Source organism: Aeromonas sp. FDAARGOS 1403, from assembly GCF_019047325.1.
GTDB classification, from domain to species: domain Bacteria; phylum Pseudomonadota; class Gammaproteobacteria; order Enterobacterales; family Aeromonadaceae; genus Aeromonas; species Aeromonas dhakensis.
The window spans coordinates 2,926,759-2,950,068 of sequence record NZ_CP077249.1 but is presented as its reverse complement, the minus strand read 5'-3'; the positions used below and the strand labels follow the sequence as shown (position 1 = coordinate 2,950,068).

Annotated in this window: 23 protein-coding genes, 1 tRNA gene, 1 other RNA gene and 1 riboswitch; of the genes, 4 read left to right on the top strand and 21 right to left on the bottom strand. The window is 61.3% G+C overall.

Annotation, left to right across the window (positions count from 1 at the left end; translation table 11 throughout):
• Positions 1 to 281: 281 nt before the first annotated feature.
• From I6L33_RS13980 to hybO, 11 genes are all read right to left on the bottom strand, one after another.
• Positions 282 to 923, bottom strand: a complete 642-nt coding sequence (locus tag I6L33_RS13980) for an ATP-binding cassette domain-containing protein (RefSeq protein WP_216972721.1) — start codon at positions 921 to 923, stop codon at positions 282 to 284.
• Complete coding sequence (locus I6L33_RS13975; RefSeq protein ID WP_216972720.1) at positions 923 to 1,711, bottom strand: ATP-binding cassette domain-containing protein; 789 nt, start codon at positions 1,709 to 1,711, stop codon at positions 923 to 925. Before I6L33_RS13975 ends, I6L33_RS13980 begins: the two co-directional genes overlap by 1 nt.
• Positions 1,705 to 2,517: an ABC transporter permease gene (locus I6L33_RS13970; RefSeq protein WP_216972719.1), complete on the bottom strand. Its 813-nt coding sequence runs from the start codon at positions 2,515 to 2,517 to the stop codon at positions 1,705 to 1,707. Before I6L33_RS13970 ends, I6L33_RS13975 begins: the two co-directional genes overlap by 7 nt.
• Positions 2,507 to 3,484, bottom strand: a complete 978-nt coding sequence (locus I6L33_RS13965; RefSeq protein ID WP_216972718.1) for an ABC transporter permease — start codon at positions 3,482 to 3,484, stop codon at positions 2,507 to 2,509. Before I6L33_RS13965 ends, I6L33_RS13970 begins: the two co-directional genes overlap by 11 nt.
• 11 nt (positions 3,485 to 3,495) lie before the next feature.
• On the bottom strand, positions 3,496 to 5,127 hold the full coding sequence (locus I6L33_RS13960; RefSeq protein ID WP_216972717.1) for an ABC transporter substrate-binding protein: 1,632 nt from the start codon (positions 5,125 to 5,127) through the stop codon (positions 3,496 to 3,498).
• Positions 5,128 to 5,234: 107 nt separating this feature from the next.
• Positions 5,235 to 5,795 (bottom strand): hydrogenase-2 assembly chaperone, encoded by a 561-nt coding sequence (gene hybE, locus I6L33_RS13955; protein ID WP_017778888.1) that lies wholly within the window; start codon positions 5,793 to 5,795, stop codon positions 5,235 to 5,237.
• A complete protein-coding gene (locus I6L33_RS13950) occupies positions 5,777 to 6,307 on the bottom strand; it encodes a HyaD/HybD family hydrogenase maturation endopeptidase (RefSeq protein ID WP_216972716.1) in 531 nt (176 codons plus the stop codon). The genes hybE and I6L33_RS13950 overlap by 19 nt, the downstream gene beginning before the upstream one ends.
• On the bottom strand, positions 6,307 to 8,010 hold the full coding sequence (gene hybC / locus I6L33_RS13945) for a hydrogenase 2 large subunit (RefSeq protein WP_216972715.1): 1,704 nt from the start codon (positions 8,008 to 8,010) through the stop codon (positions 6,307 to 6,309). The genes I6L33_RS13950 and hybC overlap by 1 nt, the downstream gene beginning before the upstream one ends.
• Positions 8,007 to 9,194: a Ni/Fe-hydrogenase cytochrome b subunit gene (gene hybB / locus I6L33_RS13940; RefSeq protein WP_054544724.1), complete on the bottom strand. Its 1,188-nt coding sequence runs from the start codon at positions 9,192 to 9,194 to the stop codon at positions 8,007 to 8,009. Before hybB ends, hybC begins: the two co-directional genes overlap by 4 nt.
• Positions 9,187 to 10,212 carry a hydrogenase 2 operon protein HybA gene (gene hybA, locus I6L33_RS13935; protein ID WP_216972714.1) on the bottom strand — a complete coding sequence of 342 codons (1,026 nt, stop codon included), beginning with the start codon at positions 10,210 to 10,212 and terminating at the stop codon, positions 9,187 to 9,189. The genes hybB and hybA overlap by 8 nt, the downstream gene beginning before the upstream one ends.
• A gap of 2 nt (positions 10,213 to 10,214) precedes the next feature.
• Positions 10,215 to 11,348, bottom strand: a complete 1,134-nt coding sequence (hybO, locus tag I6L33_RS13930) for a hydrogenase 2 small subunit (protein WP_011706350.1) — start codon at positions 11,346 to 11,348, stop codon at positions 10,215 to 10,217.
• A gap of 1,060 nt (positions 11,349 to 12,408) precedes the next feature.
• Between hybO and alr the strand changes: the two genes are divergently transcribed.
• Positions 12,409 to 13,521, top strand: a complete 1,113-nt coding sequence (alr, locus tag I6L33_RS13925; RefSeq protein WP_208201317.1) for an alanine racemase — start codon at positions 12,409 to 12,411, stop codon at positions 13,519 to 13,521.
• Positions 13,522 to 13,653: 132 nt separating this feature from the next.
• On the opposite strand, the gene I6L33_RS13920 is transcribed toward alr, so the two are convergent.
• Positions 13,654 to 14,505 (bottom strand): alpha/beta fold hydrolase, encoded by an 852-nt coding sequence (locus I6L33_RS13920; RefSeq protein ID WP_010633704.1) that lies wholly within the window; start codon positions 14,503 to 14,505, stop codon positions 13,654 to 13,656.
• Between the two features lie 82 nt (positions 14,506 to 14,587).
• Here I6L33_RS13920 and I6L33_RS13915 point away from each other — a divergent pair, with 82 nt between their 5' ends.
• A complete protein-coding gene (locus I6L33_RS13915; RefSeq protein ID WP_010633703.1) occupies positions 14,588 to 15,166 on the top strand; it encodes a TetR/AcrR family transcriptional regulator in 579 nt (192 codons plus the stop codon).
• 165 nt (positions 15,167 to 15,331) lie between these two features.
• Here the strand turns inward: I6L33_RS13915 and I6L33_RS13910 are convergent.
• The 3 genes from I6L33_RS13910 to I6L33_RS13900 form a co-directional block, all read right to left on the bottom strand.
• Positions 15,332 to 15,460, bottom strand: a non-coding RNA gene (locus I6L33_RS13910) — RtT sRNA.
• A gap of 54 nt (positions 15,461 to 15,514) precedes the next feature.
• A tRNA-Ser gene (locus I6L33_RS13905) sits at positions 15,515 to 15,602 on the bottom strand.
• Positions 15,603 to 15,748: 146 nt separating this feature from the next.
• Positions 15,749 to 16,204, bottom strand: coding sequence for a YbjN domain-containing protein (locus I6L33_RS13900; RefSeq protein WP_005299960.1), 456 nt, complete (start codon positions 16,202 to 16,204; stop codon positions 15,749 to 15,751).
• A 158-nt stretch (positions 16,205 to 16,362) separates the two neighbouring features.
• Between I6L33_RS13900 and I6L33_RS13895 the strand changes: the two genes are divergently transcribed.
• Positions 16,363 to 17,700, top strand: coding sequence for a flavohemoglobin expression-modulating QEGLA motif protein (locus tag I6L33_RS13895; RefSeq protein ID WP_216972713.1), 1,338 nt, complete (start codon positions 16,363 to 16,365; stop codon positions 17,698 to 17,700).
• Positions 17,701 to 17,768: 68 nt separating this feature from the next.
• Here the strand turns inward: I6L33_RS13895 and I6L33_RS13890 are convergent, their stop codons facing one another.
• On the bottom strand, positions 17,769 to 18,350 hold the full coding sequence (locus I6L33_RS13890; RefSeq protein ID WP_005299956.1) for a thymidine kinase: 582 nt from the start codon (positions 18,348 to 18,350) through the stop codon (positions 17,769 to 17,771).
• A gap of 86 nt (positions 18,351 to 18,436) precedes the next feature.
• Positions 18,437 to 20,017 carry a Na+/H+ antiporter NhaC family protein gene (locus I6L33_RS13885; RefSeq protein WP_216972712.1) on the bottom strand — a complete coding sequence of 527 codons (1,581 nt, stop codon included), beginning with the start codon at positions 20,015 to 20,017 and terminating at the stop codon, positions 18,437 to 18,439.
• Between the two features lie 86 nt (positions 20,018 to 20,103).
• A riboswitch (Lysine riboswitch) is annotated at positions 20,104 to 20,275 on the bottom strand.
• Between the two features lie 320 nt (positions 20,276 to 20,595).
• Between I6L33_RS13885 and I6L33_RS13880 the strand changes: the two genes are divergently transcribed.
• Positions 20,596 to 21,000, top strand: coding sequence for an H-NS family nucleoid-associated regulatory protein (locus I6L33_RS13880; RefSeq protein WP_005299952.1), 405 nt, complete (start codon positions 20,596 to 20,598; stop codon positions 20,998 to 21,000).
• 67 nt (positions 21,001 to 21,067) lie between these two features.
• On the opposite strand, the gene I6L33_RS13875 is transcribed toward I6L33_RS13880, so the two are convergent.
• From I6L33_RS13875 to queC, 4 genes are all read right to left on the bottom strand, one after another.
• A complete protein-coding gene (locus tag I6L33_RS13875) occupies positions 21,068 to 21,631 on the bottom strand; it encodes a cob(I)yrinic acid a,c-diamide adenosyltransferase (protein ID WP_216972711.1) in 564 nt (187 codons plus the stop codon).
• Complete coding sequence (locus tag I6L33_RS13870; protein ID WP_216972710.1) at positions 21,628 to 21,858, bottom strand: DUF3820 family protein; 231 nt, start codon at positions 21,856 to 21,858, stop codon at positions 21,628 to 21,630. The genes I6L33_RS13875 and I6L33_RS13870 overlap by 4 nt, the downstream gene beginning before the upstream one ends.
• Position 21,859: 1 nt before the next feature.
• Entirely contained in the window at positions 21,860 to 22,531 is a 672-nt protein-coding gene (gene queE / locus I6L33_RS13865) for a 7-carboxy-7-deazaguanine synthase QueE (protein WP_216972709.1), read from the bottom strand.
• 61 nt (positions 22,532 to 22,592) lie between these two features.
• Entirely contained in the window at positions 22,593 to 23,300 is a 708-nt protein-coding gene (gene queC, locus I6L33_RS13860) for a 7-cyano-7-deazaguanine synthase QueC (protein WP_216972708.1), read from the bottom strand.
• Between the last annotated feature and the right edge of the window lie 10 nt (positions 23,301 to 23,310).

Below are 23,310 nucleotides of genomic sequence, written 5' to 3'. Positions count from 1 at the left end.
ATCTGCGCGCTTTGCCAACGATTCTCTCTGTACAGAATGGCCAACGTTTCATACTCGCGCCCCCTCACCCTGGCCCTCTCCCCAGGGAGAGGGAACCGGTTTGTGGATGCCGCGGCTATACGACGCCCTCAAACCCCTCAGGGGGCTTCGAGCATAACAACCAGCCATATCTTCAAACCCCAAGGTTCTCCAAACCCTAAACCCCGAGCGTGGTGAGATGGCACCTTCCACTCCCTTCTCCCCTTGCGGGAGAAGGGTTGGGGATGAGGGGGAACCAACTATCAAGCTGCGCTTTCGGTCAGCTCCCCAGATTCGGGCTGCATCTCGCCAAAGCGCAGCACCCGATGGCAGATCTGGCGCAGCAGCGCCTGCTGGTGACTGAATATCACCATGCCAAGCCCGCGCTGCTCGCACTCCATCATCAACTCCCGCCAGAGCTGGCGCTGAATTTGCGGATCCAGCTGGGCGGTCACCTCGTCAGCAATCAGCAGACGGGTGCGGGGATCGAGGGCGCGCAGCAGCGCGATGCGGGCCAGCTCGCCGCCGGAGAGCTGACCGGGTTTACGGCCAAGCCATTCAGGCTTGACCATAAAGCGGGCCAGCATGGCGTCATCGGGGCGCCACACATCCCACAGAGCCTGCCCGGTGGTGCGATAGGGATTGAAGGTGCGCTCCGGGTGCTGGGGCACCAGCTGGATGGGGTTGTAGCCCTTCACCGGTTTGGCCAACGGCTGCCCATCCAGCAGGATCTTCCCGCCAGCCCCAACCGGTTGCCAACCCGCCAATACCCGCCCCAGCGTGGTCTTGCCATAACCGCTCGGGGCGGAGATGCCGAGCCGTTCGCCCGCTTTCACTGTCAGCGATAACCCCTGCCAGAGGGGACGTTCCCCCTGGGCGATGGTGAGATTTCGTACTTCCAACATCAGGAGACCTCCGGCACAGAGAAGAGCGCATTGAACTCGGGCAGCGCCTGCCAATGGGCTCTGAGCATCTCGCTCCCCTGCCCCTGGCGCAGATGGTGGCAGCTCAAGGTATCGCTCACCTGCCCCTGATGCAGCGCCACAATGCGATCGGCAAAGCGAGCCGCCAGCGCCAGATCGTGGGTCACCCAGAGGATACCGCTGCCCTGATTGGCCAATTCACGCAACTGGCCGAGCAGCAGACAGGCCAGCCCCTCGTCGAGCCAGGCGGTGATCTCGTCTGCCAGAATGTAGCGGGCACCGCCGAGCGCCGCGGTGCAGGCCAGAATGCGCTTGGCCATGCCGCCGGAGAGCTGGCGCGGATAGCTGTCCAGAGTGGTGACGGGCAGCTGGTAGCGCAGCAGTTGCTGGCCGAGCCGCTCGCGGGAACCGCTCTGACCGCAGAGGCGCGCCGCCCGCCCCAGCTGGCGCTCCACCGTCAGCAGCGGATTGAGGGCGCTCACCCCCTGCGGCACATAGCAGAGGGTGTGACCGCGCAGTCTGGCCCGGCTGGCGTCGCACAGGGGCACGCCATCGAGGGAGATGGTGCCGCGCATGCGCAGGTTGTCCGGCAGCAGGGTCAGGGCGCTTTGCAGCAGCAGGCTCTTGCCCTCGCCGCTCCCCCCCACCAGCGCCACTATCTCCCCCGGCGCCAGTTGCAGGCTGATATCGGTCAACAGCGGTCGCCAGCTGCGCCGCCCCAGCCAGGAGTAGTGAGCCGCCTCTATGGTCACCTGGTCAAAACTCAGCATGGTTCACCCCCAAACCAGAGTTGTTGCAATGCTCGGGTAGCCTGATCAAACAGCAGGACCAACGTCAGCAGCATCAGCCCGGGGAAGAGGGCCAGCCACCAGCCGCCGCCTGCCAGATAACGCAGGGCATCGGCCAGCAGCAGACCCAGCGAGGCCTCGTGGGCCGCCAGACCGAATCCCAGAAAACTGAGCGCCGCGCTATGCAGCACCGCGTGGGGGAACATCAGCAGGGTGCCGATAAACCACTGGGGCAACAGCCCCGGCAGCAGGTGGGTACGCCAGCGGCGCAGCGCCCCCATCCCCTGACAGCGCGCCAGCACCACGTAGTCGCTGCTGGCGATGCGCCGCGCCTCGGCACAGAGAATGAGCGCCAGCTTGGGCCAGTGGGTGAGCGCCACCGCCAGGATCACCCCGCGCATGCCGCCCCCCGCGGTAAAGCAGATAAGGATCAAGAGCAGCATATGGGGCAGCGCCAGCATGGCGTCGATCACGAGGCGCACCGCCGCATCGCACCTGGGGTGAATGAGCGAGAGGCTGGCCGCCACCATGGCCAGCAGCCCACTGCAGAGAGCCGTGCTGATGCCCAGCTCCAGACTGGTAAGGGTACCCTGAAAGGCCCGCAGCCAGAGATCCCGTCCCATCTGATCGGTCCCGAACCAGTGCACCAGCGAGGGGGGCTGCTGGCGCGCCAGCAGATCCATCGGCACATCCTGATGAGAGAGGCTCCAGCCGTAAGTGGCCAGCAGCGCCAATCCAATCAGGGCTACAGCGAGGCGCACTATGGAGGGAAGCGGATTAAACAGCATGCTCCCCCTCCCAGCCCCGATTGATGCGGGCCAGCAGTACCCGCGCCGCCGTGTTGCCCAAAAAAACCAGCAGGGTGCAGAAGAGCACTATGCCCATCAGCAGGGGGATATCCCCCCGCAGCCCCGCATCCACGGTGGCCTGGCCGAGCCCAGGATAGGAGAAGACCTTCTCTGCCAAGAGCGATCCACCGATAAGCTCACCAAGCGAGGCAAACTGCAGGCAGAGCGCCGGGGTCAGGGCATGGCGCAGCACGTGAAAACGCAGCATGGGCCAGCCGCCATCCCCCTGAGCGCGGGCATAGCGGATAAAATCACTCGCCAGCACCTCTGCCACCCGCGCCCGGGTGTGCAGGGCGATATTGCCAAGCCCCAGCAGCGCCAGGGTGGTCACCGGCAGCAGCAGATGACGCAACCGCATGGCCCAATCCGCCTCATCGGCAGCGAGCCCCGGCGTCCAGGCGCAGCAGACCGGAAGCCAAGGCCAGTGCACCGCAAACAGCGCCAGCAGCAACAGGCCAACCCAGAAGGTAGGCAAGGAGGCGAGCAGGTAGGCAAAGCGGCAAATAAGGCGATCGGGCCAGCGGTTGAGATAGCGACCGGCGCAGAGGCCCAGCAAAATCCCGAAACAGCCGGAGAGCAACCAGGCGCCCGCCAGCAGCAGGAAGGAGGCAGCAAAACGCTGGCCTATGACTGCACCCACCGGTGCGTTGTAGAGCATGGAGTAGCCGAGATCCCCCTGCAGCACCTGGCTGAACCAGTGCCAGTAGCGCAGCCAGAGCGGCTGATCTAGCCCCCAGCGAGCGGCGATGCGGGCGTATTGCTCGGGCGGTACATGGAGCAGATCGCTCCCGATATAGGCTTTGATGGGGTCGATGGGGGAGTAGCTCAGCAGCACAAAGGTGGCGACAGAGACCAGACAGAGCAGCCCTGCCAGCCGCAGCAGGGCTTTCAGTGTTGCAGTCATCATGGTGGACGAACTTAGCGGCACGTCCACCGCCAATCCTGCAGATTGTTGAGCAGGGACCAGCTACCGTGAATTTCCGGCGCCCCCTTGCCAAGGTCGATGCAGCGGTTGGCGAGATAGGTGTGCTGCACATTGAGCAGCCAGGCCCAGGCGGCATCCCCCTGCACTCCGGCGCCACGCTTGCCATCCCACTCCACCTGCTGCCAGAACGGCACAGCCGCCTGCCAATCGGGGGCATCCAGCGCCTGCTTGAGGTAGCCATCCACCACCGGATTGCTGTAATAACCCGGGTTGTAGAACTCCACGCCGGCGGAACCGCTCTGGTAGTGATGATAGAGCTCCATGGGATCCAGGCTCCCCCACCCCATCAGCACCGGATTGGCGTGCATCTCCCGCTCCACCTGCTCCCAGCTGCCGGACTTGAGGCTCACTTCGAGGCCGATGGGTTTGAGCATGGCCCGCACCGCTTCCGCCAGATCCCGGCGGGTGCTGTCGCCGCTGGTGTACCAGAGGGTAAAGGCGGCGCGCAGATTGCCTTTATGGCGAACGCCGTCGCTCCCCATCTGCCAACCCGCCTCGTCGAGCAGGCCGTTGGCGTGGGCCGCATCGCCATCCTTGAAAGCGGTGGCTTGATTCAGCCAGGGCAAGCCTTCTACCGCGCTGTAAGCCGGGATGGCATGCCCTTCCAGCAGCTGGTCTGCCAGCAGCTTGCGGTCGATGGCGTAGTTGATGGCGCGGCGCACCGCCACGTCCGAGGTCACGTCGTTACCGATGGGATAACCCTTGGCATCCTTGCCACCCGCTGGCGGAATGGGGAAGACGATGCCGCGGTTCTCCACGCTTGGCCGTACCCAGAGCTTGAGGGTGTCGGGGACTGTGGGCGCCAGTGACGGGGCAATGCGCACCAGGTCAAGCTGGCTGCTCTGGGCGGCGGCGTAGGCGCTCTCTTCATCGATAAAGACAAAGACCAGCCGTTTGAAGTCATTGTTGCCGCCGGCGTAATGGGGGTTGGCCTCCACCACCAGCTGTTGACCGGGCAGGAAGCTCACCAGCCGGTAGGGGCCGGCACCGACCGGATGGCGGGCGTAAGCTTTTGCGTCGTAATCCCGTTTCGACACGATGCCGAGCGATCCCAGCACGTTGACGAAGGTGCTCTGGGGGGCGCTTAAAGCAATCTCCACCTGGGTGGGCGACACCACCTTGGCCGAGACAAAGTTGCCCATGTCGATCTTGCCGCCGCCCTGGGCTGCGCTGTTGTAGGTAAAGGCGACGTCTTCGGCGGTGAGCGGCGCGCCGTTGGAGAACTTCAGATCCGGCTTGAGGCGGATAAGCCACCCCTTGCCATCCTGGTTCGGGGTCACCGCCTGGGTAAGCAGGTTCTGCCAGCTGAGATCGGCGTTTTGTTTGAGCAGCGGGCTGTGCAACAGCAGGTAGCTGCCGTGGCTCCAGCCGAGCAGGGGGTCGAACCCTTCGGTGGGCTCACTGCCGATGGCGAGCTTGAGTTCGGCGGGGACGGGCTGGGCAGCCAGCACCATGGAAGAAAAACCGCCCGAGAGCAGGGCCAGCAAGGCGGCCGCCGTGACAGAGAGGCCTTTGCGGCGGCCGGCGTTGCTGCCTGAATGGCAGCCAAAGCATTGAATGGTCATAAGATCCCTTGTTCGTTTTACCACTCACTACCCAAAAAACAGGGGCACGACAGAAGCGAGTGAGGGGCCAAAACGGCCCCTATTCTAAACCTGATTGCAGATGAGACCTAGCGCTGGGTGTCGCCCACAGGGTCGCCACGCCGGCCGCTGAACAGGCGACGCCGGCTCAAGTTCACGCCGCCCTCCCCCTGCTGCACCGGAAGCGAAAGCAACATCTTGAGGGTGCTGCCCACCAACGCTCGCCCCTCGTCAGCCCCGAGATGCGGGTCGATGGGGGACATGAGCGAGCAGGCCAGCAACTGCCCCGTCTCGGGCAATGCCCCCACCATAAAGGTCAGGTTGCCGCAGGGGAGCTGCAGGGCGAGCCGAGCGCTGCTGCTGCGTACCGGCCAGAGTTGCTCCGGCCCCGGCAGCACCACCACGCTCAGCATCCAAGGGGTGAGCACGCAGCCGAGCCACTGCCCTTCAAACAGGGTGCACTCGGCGACTATGGGCATGGCCGGGTGATAGAAAGGCAGCGCCTGCATCTCTTGCTGCGCGATCCGCTCATACTGGGCCACCAAGCGCGGGGCAGGGTTCGCGGCAAAACCGCTAAACTCCTGCGCCGGCTCTTTCGTGGCTTCGTTCACTGTCTCGTTTACTGCCTCATTCACAATGGATTGCGCCATACGCCCTCCCGCGCTCGCTCGGCCTTCTCCTGCTCGGATAGCGGGGTGGCCGGAGCCCCCAGACTGGCCAGCAGGGTCAATATCCGATCCGTCGCCTCCCCCAGCGCCGCCGCCACCACGGGGGTGAGGCCGATGCGGGGTTCGAGGGATTCGGGCTCGACCCCGATCAGGGTGAGCCGCCTGGGGGATTCCCCTGTCATGTGCAGCGCCGAGAGCACGTCCGCCAGCCCCAGCTGATGGGGAGAGATCTTGCGACCGAACAGGGTCGGGATCTCCTCATCCTTCAGGGTCACCACAGTACCCGGTGGATTGCCGCTGCGCACCGCGTCCGCCAGTATGATGTGGTCGCGACTGGCCATGGCTTCGATCAGCTCCATGCCGGTGGTGCCGCCGTCAAGCAGCTCGATGCCGGGGGCGAAACGGTAGTCACGCTCCAGCCCCTCGACGATGCGCACACCGACGGCCTCATCACTCAAGAGCAGGTTGCCCACGCCCAGGATCAGGGTGTTCATCACAGCACCTTCACCTGAGTCACGTCGCCGCTCTGGGTATCCACCACGTGGACCGCGCAGGACATGCAGGGGTCAAAGGAGTGGATGGTACGCACCACCTCCAGCGGCTTGGCGGGGTCGGCCACCGGGGTGCCCACCAGGGATTGTTCGTAGGGGCCGGGCTCGTCGTTGAAGTTGCGCGGACCCGAGTTCCAGGTCGACGGTACCACCGCCTGATAGTTGGCGATCTTGCCGCCCTTGATGACTACCCAGTGGGAGAGCATGCCGCGCGGCGCCTCTTCAAAGCCCACCCCGCGAAACTCCTTGTCCGCCGGGATCTCGGTCTTGATGTAGGCGCTGAAATCCCCCTTGCCGATGTTGTCCACCAGCGCCTTCCACTGATGAGACAAGGTGTCTTTGAGCACACAGCAGCGCACCGCCCGGCCGATGATGCGGCCCAGGGTGGAGTGCAGCTGTTCAGTCTTGATGGCTGAACCGGTTAGCGTGTTGTAGAGGCCGTTCAGCTGATCGAAATGCGCCACCGTCTCCGGGTGCTTGGCCGCCAGCTTCACCAGGAGGTCTGCGAGCGGCCCCACCTCCACCACCTTGCCGTAGAAGGTGGGGGATTTGACCCAGGAGTACTTGCCGTCATCCTGCCAGCCGGTGTAGTTGGGCTCGGTCTTGCCCTCCCAGGGTTTGAGGGGGGCGTCATCCTTGTACCAGGCGTGCTTGTTGCTCTCGGCGATGCCATCCATCAGCCAGGCATCCTGATGGCTCTCGATGGGACGATAGCCGGCCAGATCGCCGTTTTCGATGTAGCCGCCCGGCATCAGGAAGCTGCCGCCGTCACCGTCGGTGGGCAGCTCGGGCACGCTCAGGTAGTGCTTGGCCCCCTGCCCCAGGTTCAGCCACTCGGGGTAGTGGGCGGCGATGATGGCGGCATCCACCTTGTAGACCTGCTCGATGAACTCGCCGAGCCGGTCGATAAAACTCTTCACATACATGAGTCGCTCGAGGTTGAGCACGCTCGGCGCATCCAGGTTGATGGGGTTGGCCACCCCGCCCACCGCCAGGTTCTGGATGTGGGGGGTCTTGCCGCCGAGGATGGCGACGATGCGGTTGGCATCGCGCTGGCACTCCAGCGCCTGCAGGTAGTGGGCCACGGCGATGAGGTTCACCTCCGGGCTCAGTTTCATCGCCTTGTGGCCCCAATAGCCGTTGGCAAAGATGCCGAGCTGGCCGCTCGCCACCAGGGCGCGGATCTTCTCCTGTACCTTGGCGAGCTCCTCGGCGCTGTTGAGGGACCAGGTCGATACCCCCTTGAGCATGTCCGCCGCTTTTTGCGGATTGGCCTGCAGTGCCGCGGTGATGTCCACCCAGTCCAGCGCGGAGAGCTGATAGAAATGGACGATGTGATCGTGGATGTTGTGGGCCGCAATGATCAGGTTGCGGATGTACTGGGCGTTGACCGGCACCTTGGCGCCGATGGCGTTCTCCACCGCCCGCACCGAGGCGATGGCGTGAATGGAGGTGCACACCCCGCAGATGCGCTGCACTATCATCCAGGCATCGCGCGGGTCGTTGCCCTTGACGATCTCCTCCATCCCGCGCCACATGGTGCCGGATGACCAGGCCTTGGTGACGACGCCGCCTTCGATTTCACAGTCGATACGCAGGTGACCCTCGATGCGGGTGATGGGGTCTATGGTGATACGTTGGCTCATACGTTGGCTTTCCCTCGGGCCTGATAATCTTGGTGAACACGTTCAAGTGATGGCAGTACCGGCAAGAGCCGGATCAGCAGCAAATAGGCACATACCTCGATGGCGACGAAGCCCAGGGAGATCAGCACTTCCGCCGCGGAGGGGAAGTAGTGGTAGCCATTGCCGGGGTTGAAGGCGAGCAGGGAGTAGTCCAGTCGCCAGAGGGCGGCGCCCAGCAGCATGCTGAGGGCCCCCAGGAACAACATGCGCGAATCGCGGCGGCTCTTGTCCCAGTGGAACACCAGCAGCGGGAAGATCATCAGCGCGATCTCGCACCAGAACATCAAGGCGTAGCGATTCCACTGGGAGAGGTACTCCGACTTGTCGTTGATGACGATCTCGGCAAAGCGCAGCGCCACGAACAGGATCAGGAAGATGTCGATCACCTGGGTCAGTTTGTAGAAGAGCGACTTCTCGTTGGGGCCGCGCCCCGCCAGCCCCGCCTGCACCAAAGATCCTTCAAACACCACGATGGAGAAGCCCATGATGAAGGCGGTCAGAAGCGAGAAGACCGGCAGCAGTTCATAGCTTTGCCAGAGCGGATGGATCTTCTCACCCGCCACTATCATCAGGGAGCCCATGGAGGATTGGTGCATGGTGGGCAGCAGGGCCCCCAGCGCCAGGATGAAGAACATGATCTTGTTGAGCCGCGCCATGGAGGCCTTCCAGCCGAACTTCTCCAGCAGCACAGGGGCAAACTCCAGCGCCATCACCCCGATGTAGATGGTCATGCAGACCGCCGTCTCGAACAGCACCGAGGAGGTGTTGAAGAAACCCGGAATGTAGAAGTAGGGCAGGTTCCAGTAACGGCCTACGTCGATGGTGATGGAGAGACCGCCCAGGGAATAGCCGAACAGGCTCGCCAGCAGGGCCGGTCGCACCAGGGGGTGATACTCGCCCCGGTTGAACACATAGACCGCCCAGGCCAGCGCCCAGCCGCCGCAGGCGAAACCGGTGCCGATCAGCAGATCGAACGAGATCCAGAGCCCCCAGGGGTAGCCACCGTTCAGATCGGTAACCGAGCCCAGCCCGAAGATGAGGCGTTTGAGGATCAGCATGCCGCACAGGATGACGAACGGCGCCAGCACCATGACCGGCCAGCTGACCAGCCTGCCTCCCAGCGGATGTGCCTTGTGATTACTCATGATTTTTGCCTCCCGATTGCTTGTCATGGCCCGCGTGCGAGTCATGATCGTCGCCATCCTGATGGTCCTTGGTGTTGCGGCGAATGAGCACCGAGAGCCCGGTCAGCACCACCAGCGGCAGCACCATCCCCTTGTAGAGGGTGTGCTGGATATGCTCGGAGCGGGCCCCGGAGGAGAGCTCCGGCAAATCAGGCATGTCGAGCTTGCTGTAGGGCACCCCGGCCAGCACCAGCACCTGGGTGCCGCCCCCCTCCTTCTCGCCATAAACGTAAGGCTGGTAGTTGGGCACTTCATGCAGGTAGGGGTCGTTGGCGCTGAAGGTCTGGCGCGGGTAGGCGTATTCGCTGCCCGGGGTGGCCAGCAGCCGGCGCTTGGCCTCGGCCATCAGCGCCTCCCGGGTGCCGAAGATGACGGCGCCGGTGGGGCACACCTCGACGCAGCCGGGCAACTTGCCCTGATCGATGCGCTCAAGCCCCTTCTGGTTGCAGAGCTCGCACTTGTGGATCGCCCCGAACGGATTGTCGTAGTCATATTTGGGCACGTCGAACGGGCAGCCCACCATGCAGTAGCGGCAGCCGGTGCAGACGTCCGGGTCGTAGTGGACGATGCCGGTCTTGGGATCCTTGGTCAGCGCCTGCACCGGGCAGACGGAGACGCAGTTGGGATCGACACAGTGCATGCACTGCTTCTTGATGTAGGCATAGCCATCCACCAGCTGATCCTTGTGCTCACCCGTGCCGCTCTTCCACACCTGAATGATGTTGTTGGTGTAGGGGCTCAGCTTGTCGTTGTTGGACCAGGTCGCTTCCCCGGCCGGATTGGCCGGGTTGCCGTTGAGGCGCTGGCACTCCGCCACGCAGGCCTGGCAGCCGATGCAGAGGGTGGAGTCGTAGAGCATGCCGAGCGCGCCGGGAATGGGCGGCTTGTTCTCGGCCGCCGCCAGGGCAGTGCCGGAGACGGTGGTGCCCGCCGCCAGCGCACCGACAGAGGCGAATTTGAGGAAGTTGCGTCTGTTCACGGTCACTCCTCCCGTGAGGTGTGCTGCCCGGCTTCATGGCGCTTCTGCTGGCGGCCGAGCTCGCGCACCGTCATCAGACTCACCCCGACCAGCACCCCGAGCGCCCCTCCGATAAGGCCGGTGGCAGTGGGCGACATGTGCCCTCCCTCCTGGATGGCCACGTCGGGCTTGTTCACCCGCGGGGTGGGATTCTCCACCTTGGCGAGCTGGAAGATCCCCTTGCTGAAGCCCACTCCCTGCTCGTTGCAGCCGTAGCAGGGGTGGCCGATGCCCACCGGCCAGATGCCGCCGCCCACGTCGCAGAACTCCAGGGTCGAGCAGTTGCCGTAGGTCTCCGGCCCCTTGCAGCCCAGGTGATAGAGACACCAGCCCTGACGGTGGCCCTCGTCGCCGAACTCCTTGGCGAAGCGACCGGCGTCGAAGTGCGGACGACGCTCGCAGTTTTCGTGGATGAGCCGCTCATAGGCAAACAGCGGCCGCTTCTTGGCATCGAGCGCCGGCAGCTTGCCGTAGGTGATGTAGTAGGCGACCGTGGTGAGGAAGTTGTGGGGGTTGGGCGGGCAGCCCGGGATATTGATAATCGGCGTGCCGAGGTTGCCGAGGGCCTCCTCCAGGCTGACGGCACCGGTCGGGTTGCCGCCGCTGGCGGGCACCCCGCCCCAGGCGGCGCAGGAGCCGATGGCGATGACGGCAGCCGCATCGGCAGCCGCGCGGCGAATATGGTCGACGATGGGCTCACCTGCCACCATGCAATAGATGCCGCCATCTTTAAGCGGGATGGAGCCGTCCACCACCAGCACATACTTGCCCTTGTAGCGTTCGATGGCATTGTGCTTGTTCTCTTCGGCCTGATGGCCGAAGGCCGCCGAGAGCACCTCGTGATACTCCAGCGAAATGGTGTTGAGGATCAGGTTCTCGATGGTGGGGTGGGTGGCGCGCAGCAGCGACTCGGTGCAACCGGTACACTCCTGCGCCCCTATCCAGATCACCGGTGGCCGCTCGGGGCTGGTGAGCGCGGTGGCCATCTTGGCCACGGCGTGCTGGCTTAATCCAAGGGTTGCGGCCATCCCGGCGCACAATTTCATAAAGTCACGGCGATTAATTCCATGAGCCGATAAAAAAGTATCCTCGACCATTCTTTTTATTCCCGTAGTGAGCACTTGTTTGATAAATGCTTAATAGCGGAAATGCTAAGTACTCCCCCCCGGCATTGTGTTGATCTCCATCAAGTGACGGGGCATTACTCAAATAGAAACTCATCACAGTTAATTTAAAAACTTCATATGTAGCATATACTTACAAAACCCTTGCGAAGAGATAAAAATACCCACTAGGGGGTATTTTTGAATTTTAAAGAATTAACACCATTTAAATTACCCGTTAATTCGTGATGTTAAATAATCAGAATGAAAGCGTTGTCACACTATTTGACAGGGTCTTTATGTTACCAGCCATAGGCTATTTCACCTCGCCAAAAGTGGTTGATAATATATATCTTTATATTTGTATTAGTATGTGTAAACAAGTGGAATGGACGCGCGAACGATATTTATTATCAGCTTTTAAGAAATAACTCCCCCTGCTGTTCAAGGCTGATCTTCGCCGCTTGATTAATTAACCGACCCACATCATGCCTCACCATCCCTGGCCACGGATGATCTGCCTCCCCCGGCCACGTGCGCCACCAAACCGGCCACCAGCCTTCTTGCTGGCGTACACCACTCACCGGCTCGACGGGATGCCCTCTTCATCCGGCAGTGCCACCTTACACCTCCCATGGATCTGGCAGCCTGCTTTTCTCCTCTGCCATGCGCCTGCCCGCACCTTTGCCAGGGGTTGGCAACCCAGCCTTCGCGCAGCCGGTGCAAAAAACCGCCAGCAATGTGCGAAAAAGGCGCGATTCCCCTCCCGTTTGAAGGGGCAAAACCAGTGATAAATATTGCCCGATAGGGAGCCAGAGAAAGCGTCGGCAGGCGAATTTATACAGAGGAATATCCCGTATTTTGCCCATTTTCACATTCCCATTCGCCACATAATTTACCAACCAAAAAACAACTGATAACATCTTTTCACAATTTAGAGCATATAAAACAACATGGTTCGGTGACCCCCCCGTTTGCCCGTCGCAGCCACCGGGATCACAGGATCAGGATTGAGACCAGCAGCCAACTTCTCATCGAGCAGACACCCGACCCCATGATGAACACAGTTACGGCCAGCATCGATCTGGATGCACTCCAGCACAATTTCGCCGTGGCACGCCGCCACGCCCCCCACAGCAAGATCATCGCGGTACTCAAGGCCAATGCCTATGGTCACGGGTTGCTGCCGGTGGCCCATGCCCTCGCCCAGGCCGATGCCTATGCCGTGGCCAGGGTCGAGGAGGCGCTGGTGCTGCGTGCCAACGCCATCACCAAGCCCATTCTGGTGCTGGGGGGCTTCTTCAGTGCCGAGGCGCTGCCGCTGCTGGCCAAACACGATCTGCAGACCACCCTGCATACCTGGGAGCAGTTGGCGCTGCTCGAACAGGCCACTCTGCCCGCCCCCATCAAGGTGTGGCTCAAGCTCGATACCGGGATGAACAGGCTCGGCCTGCGCGCCGAGGAGCTGCCCGCCTTTATCGAGCGGCTGAGTCATTGCCACAACGTAGTGCAACCGTTCCAGCTGATGACCCACTTCAGCCAGTCCGATGAGCAGGATACCCAGGCCACTTTGCTGCAGATCGAGGAGTTCAACCGCCTCTCTGCCCATCTGCCGGGCGAGCGGGCCATGGCCAACTCCGCCGGCATCCTCGCCTGGCCGGCCTCGCGCAGTGACTGGATCCGCCCTGGCCTCATGCTCTATGGCGCCTCCCCCTTTACCGGCCAGCTCGCCGCCGACCACGACCTGCGTCCGGTCATGACCCTCAAGAGCCAGCTCATCGCCACCCGGGCCTGCCTGCAGGGTGAGGCGGTCGGCTATGGGGGTCACTGGGTGGCGAATCGGGACACCACCCTCGGCGTGGTGGCTGCGGGATATGGAGATGGCTACCCGCGCATGGCTCCCGAAGGGACCCCCATGCTGATCAATGGCCGTCGGGTGCCCATCGTGGGTCGGGTCTCCATGGACATGATCACCGTCGATCTGGGCCCGGCGGCCAGCGACAAGGTGGGGGATGAGGTGACACTGTGGGGGGAAGGACTGCCGGTGGAGCAGGTAGCCGAGAAGATAGGCACCATCCCCTACGAGCTGCTCACCCGCCTGACCAGCCGGGTGCATCTCGCACATTGCGACAGCCGCGAACAGATGCCGATGTTGAAGCTGGCCTGAGCAATCAGGCTGAGGGCGGCCACCGCGAGGTGACAATCCGGCCCCTGATAAGCAAAAGGCCCTGTCTTGCGACGGGGCCTTTGCCTGATGGGGAATTCAGGAGCAAGGTGCCACGACCTTATCCGCATGGACTCAGCGAATCCCCTCCAATGACTTGAACCAGGCGAGGCTGGCCTGCCACAGGGGCGTGGCAGACTTGCGAAAATAGCCCATATGGCCGATTGCTCCATCCAAAGTATGAGGAAAGAGATCAACACGCGTCACGGGAGCATTACTGTAGTGCTTCATGAAGGCGTCGCGTGATGCGGGCATCGCCCAGCGATCGTCCAGCGCATTGGCCGCCACAATGGGAGTCTGGACGCTTTGGTAAGCACGCTCGATGCCACGCATCGCCGGGTCGTCAAAGAAATAGTGACGAAAACGGCACCAGTACCGCCATTGTACAAAGGCGCCTTTTGGCAAATCTTCTCCCATGCCCAGCAGGCTCCACGCGCAATAGCCTTTCCACCAGGTCAGCAGCGGCAGCACTGTGTTCCACATGGTGAGCACCTTGAGCTGCTCGCTGAAGGGCATATAGCCGTGCCACCCGGCCCCGGTGCCGAAGACATAGAGCCCGGAGACTTTCCGATGATTGGGGAGCAGGCCGAAGGCGTGCCCACCATAGGAATGGCCGATGACGAACAGGGGGAGATCGTCCCCGCTCATGGTTTCCACTGCGGCGGCCAGATCGCGCCTTCCCCAATCGAGCAAATCCATCTCGAAGCCTTTGAGTGACGCGGGTTTTGACGCGCCTATGCCCCGGTAGTCAAAAGTCAGGGTGGTAAACCCTTGCTCACTGGCGAACTCGGCAAAGCGACGATAGAAGCCCTGCGGCACGCCAGTAGCCCCCGCGACGATGATCTTGCCCTGCACCTGCCCTGTTGCCGGGTACAGTTGCCCCTGGATCAGATAGTCATCGTCGGTGTGAAACGAGATAGCAGCCATATTCCTCCCTGAAGTATGACGATTGTCATAGTCATGCTCCGAACGCTATACTATGACACTCGTCATAGCAAGAGGGTGCAGCGTGAAAGAGTGCACATCGACCGGGCGTCAACGGGTGATTGAGGCCGCTGCCGCCATGCTGGCACGGCATGGTTTGAGAGGGATCAGCATCCGTGAAGTGAGCAAGTTCGCCGATGCCCCCCTGGGTTCCACGTATCATCATTTTCCCAGCGGCAAGAATCAGATAGTGACGGAGGCAATACACTGGGCCGGCGCCCAGGCATCCGAGCAACTGCAGCGCTGCCTGCAGGCCGATGCCTGGCAGGGTCTCGGTCTGTTTGTATCCCACTGGCGTGAGCGGTTGACGCAATCTCACTTTCGCGCGGGGTGCCCGATCGTGGCAGCGGCCATCGAAGCGCAGCATGAAGAGGATGGGGAGCCAATCAAGGAGGCGGTGGCCCAGGTCTTTGGCCACTGGCAACAGCTGATTGCCGATCACCTGATGGCACAGGGGCAGGCCGACGCCTCTGCCAGAGCCTGTGCTCTGGGGATCATCGCCAGCATAGAGGGCGCCATCGTGTTGTGCCGTGCCCATCAAAGCAGCGAGCCCCTGGATGCGGTATTGGCATGCTTACCCAGATTGATGGGCACCGCCGAGTGATGGCACGCCTTGGCACCCAATAACGGGGCTATAGAGCACGGAGCAGCCCGGATACATGTCCGGCGGGGAAATCACTGCCCCTCGTTCCCAGGGGGATGATGCCGAGAGATTCATGACTAAATAAAACAAAAGGCCCCGTCTTGCGACGGGGCCTTTTGTTTTATTTGGCGGTGAGGGAGGGATGATTCGCCACTGCGTGGCTCACCCCTTCGGGGCGGCCTGCGGCCGTTCATCGCAGCAAGCTGCTCTGCTCAAACCCGGCGAGGGTTCTCACCCTCCCTCTTCGAGATGAGCTGATAATTCTTCCCCCAAAGCAAAAAACCGACCATCAGGTCGGTTCTTTAAATTTGGCGGTGAGGGAGGGATTCGAACCCTCGATACGTTGCCGTATACACACTTTCCAGGCGTGCTCCTTCAGCCACTCGGACACCTCACCAAATTTTGGTCTGTTGTTTAACGTGCTCAGCCAGCACTTCGTTCGTTGCGCCGTTGCGCTGGAACGGGGCGTAATTTAGGGGAAAGCCCCGCCGGCGTCAACGGCTTTTTGCATCAGGCGAACCGTTCGCACATTTAACGCACAAATCAGTGCACAGACTCCGGTGCAACCTGGATTTCCGGCAGATTCAGGAAGCCCAACCGCTCGCATTCGGAGACCACTTCATGGGTCGCGGCTATGGTGCTCTCGACAAATAGCAGGAACTGCTCGACGGAGAGCCCCGCCTTGGTAAAGACGGTATGCCCCACCACCAGCCGCGGCAGGTTGTCATCGATGATGTCGAGGAACACCTTGAGCGACGGGTACTGCATGTTGAGGCGACCCAGCTCGGCCACCAGCGGCAGCAAAGCGGAGGGACGCACCTCCAGCTCGGATGAAAACAGCACCCCTTCCTCTTCAACGAAGATCCGGCTCTCCTGGATGCCCTCGACGGACTGCAGGGAGACAATGTGGATACCATGGCACTGATCACAGACATAGTGCTCGATACGAGCCTGCTGCAACCAACGCATTATCATTTCGGAGCTGGGGATATTCATCATTTCCACGACACAATTGGGATCAAGGGGCGCAGTCTAAACCAATTTTCCGGCAACCAAAAGCGCACTGGCCGGATAAGCACGGCCCTCGCTTCTTTTTGGCAAGCAGCCTGCATATACTCAGCCCATTCCAGCGCCACACTCGCCCCACAGGGGGCTAAATGACCATCCAAGAAAAGTACCGTCTGCATCTGAAATCCCTCTCGGATGAACTCTTGATCCTGCAAAAGCCCATCCGCATTCTGGATGCCATCAAGTGGCCCCGTCACCTGCAGGCCGACTTTCTGGCCAGCGGAGGGCGCACGCTGCCAGCCGTCGACAAGGCCTTCTATGATGGCCTTCCCCTCGGCTTCGATCCCCGCAACAAGTACCTGGAACTCAAGGAGCTGCGGGACAGGATCCGGCGCCGGCTCGGTCCCCAGGATGATCTTGGCCGCATCCTGCAGGAGACGGTGGATCAATACATGGTGGTCATCGAGATGCTGCGCCAGCGCGGGCAACCGGACTTTCTGCGCTACAGCCGGCTGCTCTACGGTTCGGCCGGCGATCACCTGCGCGGCGATCGCAAGACCCTCAAGGAGCTGGGCGCCAGGCTGTGCGACATCTTCTCCCTGCCCGGCGCCCGCCACCTGGTGCGTCCCTACCCCAAGGAGTTCGAGGGGGAAGCGGCGGTGGCCAGGTTGCAGGGCAAGCTGTCGAACTACTTCAGTGACGGCACAGTGCAGGTCAAGCTGAGCGATGGCATCGTCTCGGATGCCGCGGCCGGCGGCGATTACATCAAGCTCAACTCCCACGCCCGTTTCTCCGAACTCGACCTGCAAGTGCTGGAGGTCCATGAGGGCTGGGTGCATGTGGGCACTACCCTCAACGGGCGCCAGCAACCCTATGCCACCTGGCTCAGTGCCGGCTCGCCGCGCATCACCGCCTGCCAGGAGGGGCTGGCGGTACTGATAGAGACCCTCACTTTCAGCTCCTTTCCGGACAGGGCCAAGCGCATCTCGGATCGGGTGATGGCCATCGATATGGCGGAGCACGGCGCCGACTTCATCGAGGTGTTCCGCCATTTCGTCGGCCAGGGTGCCAGCGAACACGACGCCTACAAGATCACCCAGCGGGTGTTTCGCGGCGGCATGGTCGAGGGGGGGGCCTGCTTCACCAAGGATCTCTCCTATGTGAAGGGTTATGTGGAGACGGTCAACTTCATCCGCAGCGCCGTACTGGAGGGAGTCCCCGAGATCCTTCCCATGCTGTTTGTCGGCAAGGTGACCCTGGACGACATCCCGGTGCTCTATCAGCACTACCTGGAGGGGCTTATCGACGCTCCGCGCTATCTGCCCACCATGTTTCGCGATCTCACCGGCCTCTACGTCTGGTTTGGCTTCGCCTCCGGCATGTCGCTGGTGGATATCGGTCGGGTACAGCAGCACTTTCGCCAGCTGTTCCACCGCCTGCCGGTGGCCGATCCCATCATCGCCCCCGTCGATATCGAGATCGATTGACCCCTCGGAAACAAACAAGGCGCCAGATTGGCGCCTTGCTTGTTCATGTTATCCCCATCAGCCGCGGGTTATTTGAAAGCCCGCCCTTCCAGGTAGTGCTTGCGGCACAGGGAGACATAGCGATCGTTGCCGCCGATCTCCACCTGCTCGCCATCTCGCATCACCTGGCCTGCTTCATTGACCCGGGAGTTCATGTGCGCCTTGTTGCCGCACCAGCAGATGCTTTTCAGCTCCTCGAACTTGTCGGCCAGGCAGAGCAGATGATAGGAGCCGGGAAACAGCTCGCCGCGAAAATCGGTCTTGAGGCCGTAGGCGATCACCGGAATGTCCTGCTCGTCGACGATACGGGCCAGCTGATAGACCTGCTCCCTGGTCAGGAACTGGGCCTCATCGACGATGAACACATCGATACGCTTCTCGGCATGACGGGCTTTCACCATCTCGAACAGATCACAGCGCTCTCTGAACACTTCGACTTTCAGCTCCAACCCCACCCGGGCGCTGATCACCCCGACCCCGAAGCGGTCGTCGATGGCGGGTGTCATGGCCAAGGGATGCATGCCCCGCTCCAGATAGTTGAAGTGCGCCTGAATGAGCTGGGTCGATTTGCCTGAATTCATGGTGGCAAACTTGTAGTGCAGTGAAGCCATGATACTGTTCCGAAACTGAATTTATGGGGCGCATGCTAACCAAAGCCTCCAACAAAACCAAGGGGCCTTGCGGCCCCTTGTACGTTTTAAGCAACAGCCAGGTCCGCCTGGGACCTTGCCTTGCGCAAATGGTAGCTGGAGAAGATGACGAACCAGAGGGCGCTGACGCTGAAGCCCGCCAGCACCGAGTGCATCAGTCCCATCACCAGATAACCGAGGGCGGCGCCAAAGGCAATGGCAAGGGCATAGGGCAACTGGGTCATCACGTGATCGATATGATGGCAACCGGCGCCGGTAGCAGACAGAATACTGGTGCTGGAGATGGGCGAGCTGTGATCCCCGAACACCGACCCCGCCAGCACGGCGGCCAGCATCGGCAACATCAGGGCCGCATCGCTGGCCGCCGCCATGTCACCCGCCAGCGGCAGCATGATGCCGAAGGTGCCCCAGCTGGTGCCGGTGGCAAACGCCATGGCGCAGGAGAGCACGAACACCAAGGCCGGCAGCACTTCCACCGGCAGATTGCCGTTGGCCAGGGAGGCCAGGTACTTGCCGGTCTCCACATCGCGCACCACGGCGCCAATGGTCCAGGCAAACAGCAGGATGTTGATGGCCGGCAGCATGGCCATCACCCCTTGCGGCGCGGCCTTGAGCCAGTTCTTGGCACCGAGCTTCAGACGCATGGCCAGACCGATGGAAACCACCAGGCTGCACAGGGCGCCGTAGACCAGGGAGGAACCCACGTTGGTATTCTCGAACGAGCCAAGGACGCTGAACGGCTCGCCATTGGCGGCCAGCACGGCGGCACCGGAGTCGATCATGAAGTAGACGGTGGCCGCGGTCAGGGTCAGGATCGGCAGCACCATGTCGATCATGCCGCCGTTGCTCTCCTCCGGGCTCTCCATGTCCAGACCGATGGGGCGGCCTTTGGACTCATCCCACAGCTTGCCTTCCAGCGCCCACTGCTCGTGCTGGCGCATCGGACCGATGTCGAGCTGAAACGCGATCACCACCAGCACCATGATGAGGGTGAACACCGCATAGAGGTTCATCGGGATCATCTCGACGAAGGCGGAGATGGGGCTCTGCCCGGTGATGCCGTGAGCCGTCATGATGCCGCCCACCAGGGCGATGATGTAGGCCCCCCAGGAGGAGATGGGCATCAGTACGCAGACCGGCGCCGCGGTGGAGTCCAGCAAGTAGGCCAGCTTGGCCCGGGAGATCTGGAAGCGGTCGGTGACCGGACGGCAGATGGCCCCCACCGACAGGCTGTGGAAGAAGTCATCGATGAAGAAGGCAAACACCATCATGCCGGTGAGCGCCTTGGCCCCCTTGCGGGTCCTGGCACGCTTGGCGGCCCACTCGGCAAACGCCCGGGTCGCACCGGAGACGCTCATCAGGCTGATGAGGCCACCCAGCAGCAGCATGAACAGCAGCATATTGATGTTGTCACGGTTGAGCGCCCCGTCGACCCAGAAGATCTTGAGCACTGTGTTCAACATGTAATGCAGGGAATCGAGGGGGGAAAACTGGTTCAGCAGCAGGCTGCCGGTAACGATACCGACACCCAGCGACAGCAGCACACGGCGGGTGAGGATCGCCAGTGCGACGGCCAGCAGAGGGGGAATGATTGACCAACCGGAGTCGGCGTAGTGAACGATGTCCATGATCTCTTTGCACCTAAAGACAGCAGGTGGAGATCTACCGAGAGGATAAAGAAACAAAACCCATGGGGAGGTAATACTCCTCAGCCCCTTCAGGTAGCGCTCCATAGTGGATGACTATGGCAGTCCTGCACCTATTAGATGCAGAACCAGCAGCCCGGTATGATGGCCTGGCCACTTCGGCGCTGACTCCTTTCCTTGTGCATCATCGGCATCACCCTCCGCACAAGTAGTCATAGGCAGCGCGCCTCTACTTAAAGGTATTCGAGGCACATTTTATCGTGCCGACACGTTATAGCAAGTTTTTTGATTAAATCCCCAAGCAAGCCAGATCAAAAGGGCAAAGAGGTAGTCAAATGGTGCAAACATTATGATTTTGTCGCTATTTTCATCTACTTGGAACTCAGTCGAGTATGCCACTGGCCAATATTGCTGAATCGGGCCTGAATTCAATTGCATTACTTAATTCCAGGCATGAATTTATTAATTCGACTTGCTTGACTTAATCCCGAACGGCCGTATAAATTAGCCAAAATAACTATTTTTATTTAATTCACTCTTTTGCTCGCGTGGTGAACACTATGAACGAATTTTTGAAAGTACTGCTGAATATCCGTAGCCTGCGCGCCGCTTGCCGTGAGCTGACGCTGGAACAATTGGAAGAAGGCTTGGAAAAACTCTCCGCGATTGTCGGCGAACGCCAGCAGGATGAAGCCGCCGAGCGTCAGGCTCGTGAAGAACATCAGCGCAAAATTAATGAATATGCCGAAATGCTGAAAGCCGCCGGTATTGATCCGGCTGAACTGGTTGGCACAGTCGCAGCCGAACCGGCCAAGGCGACCAAGAGCAAACGTGCCCCTCGCCCGGCCAAATATCGCTATATGGACAACGGCGTGGAAAAAACCTGGACCGGTCAGGGTCGCATGCCGTCCGTGATTGCCAAGGCGGTCGCCGAAGGTAAATCCGTCGAAGACTTTGCCATCTGATAAAACAGCATTGGCCCAATAAAAAAACCTCGCCTTGCGAGGTTTTTTTATTGTCTGCGGCCTGCCGTCAGCCCCGCTCTGCCGCCTTGACCCAGAGCACTTCGGGCGTCGCGGTACAGGCCAGCAGGTAGCGGGCTATGGTGAAGAACCAGTCACTCAGTCGGTTCATGTAGGGCAAAATGGCCGGGTTGAGCTGTTCGCTGCGGCCCAAAGTCAGCAGCAGACGCTCGCAGCGCCGGGTCAGGGTGCGCACCACATGGGCTTGCGCCGCCGCCCGGGAGCCGCTGGGCAGAATGAAATTGCTCAGCAGCGGCAAATTGGCGCTGTAGGCATCGATCTGTTGTTCCAGTCGCAGGGTCCACTCGTTATTCACCTGCCAGATGGCGGCCTCCTGAGCGTCACTGGAAAATGCCAGTTCCCCGCCAAGATCGAACAATTCCTGTTGCAGCAATAACAGGTCTGCCAATAATCCGGTTTCCGCTGCGGGCACCTCGGCAATAAGAAGACCTATATGAGAATTTAATTCATCGATATAGCCGTAGGTTTCCACCCGCATATCGTCTTTGGCCAGTTGCACGCCATCGGCCAGCCGAGTCATGCCCTTGTCGCCCTGCCTCGTATATATTCTCATACCGACATCCTGTTAATAATGGGAACAATCATGGATTCAAGCCCGTTGAGCTTGATTTCATAGGCAAGCGCCAGCGTTTGACCAAGCGATCCGGCCGGGAAACCGGTACGGGCCAGCCACACCAGATAAGGCTCCGGAATATCGATGATGCGGCGCCCCCGATATTTGCCGTACGGCATCTTGTTGGCCAGAGACAGCAAGGCCAGCTCGTCGGACAACCACTCCATTTCAATCGATATCCAGATATTTGTGGGTCTGGATGGAGAGTCGCCAATTGCGGGCAATGCAGGTTGCCATGGCCAGCTGGGTCGCCCTGGGTTTCTGGCTGATGGGTTGCAGTGCAATCACCACGTCGTCGCGCAGACGAGCGGTGGCCAGCAGCGCATCCAGCTCCTCCACGTGGCGCTCGGTGGCTACCGGATGCTTGATCTCGTTGGCTCGCTCGAGGGCCGAGACCAGCACCGGCAGGCCCCCCTTCATATTGATCTTGGGGGATACGGTGACCCAGGTCCGCTCATGGGTTTTGATCTCGCTGGTACCACTGGTTTCAATCTGCACCTGATAGCCTGCCGCAATGAGGGCGGCAGAGAGCTCCTGGAGATCATAGAGACAGGGTTCGCCCCCGGTGATCACCACGTGGCGAGCCTGATAGCCAAGTTGCTGGAAGCTGGCCAGGATCTGCGCCGTGCTCATCTTGCTCCAGCCATCGGATTCGTTGGAGCAGTCGAGCACCGCCTGCACACCCACTTCACGAGCAGGATCGACCACCCAGGTATGGCGGGTATCGCACCAGGGGCATCCCACCGGGCAACCCTGCAGGCGAACGAAAATGGCGGGCAGGCCGGTGAAGACCCCCTCCCCCTGGATGGTCTGGAATATCTCGTTGATTGGGTAATGCATCTTGGTCACGGCTGGTTGCAAAAGTCGCGGATTATACCCCAAGCATGGCCGAGACGCAGGCTCAGCATCCGCTTTTCTCACCGAGCCCGGTTTTTTGGTGCAGACGCGCCATCACGCCCGCCTTGTCGGCCAGGTACTGCTGCAGGCCGCGGCTGCGCAGATCGCAGGCCGGACAGGCACCGCAGCCATCGCCGGCAATGCCGTTGTAGCAGGTGAGCGTCTGCTGGCGCACGGTATCGAGGTGGCCGTAGTGATCCGCCAGTGCCCAGGTCTCGGCCTTGTCGAGCCACATCAGCGGGGTCTCGAAGCGGATGGCGCGATCCAGCCCCAGCGAGACGGCCTGATTGAGCGCCTTGACGAACTCGTCGCGGCAATCGGGATAACCAGAGAAATCGGTCTCGCACACCCCGGTGATCACCGCCTCGGCGCCCACCTGATAGGCGTAGATGGCGGCCAGGGTGAGGAACAGGATGTTACGGCCCGGCACGAAGGTATTGGGCAGGCCGTTCTCCTGCAGCTCGAAGCTCACCGGGATCTCGTCCCGGGTCAGGGCCGAGATGGCAAGCTCCCCCAGCATGGTCACGTCCATCACCTTGTGGGCGGCGATGCCGAGCCGGCTGGCCAGACGGCGCGCCGTCTCGATCTCTTCACTATGGCGCTGGCCATAATCGAAGGTGATGGCGTGCACCTCGTCATAACGGGACAAGGCCTGGACCAGGCAGGTGGTACTGTCCTGACCACCACTGAATACCACGACGGCTTTTTTCACGTATGTCACT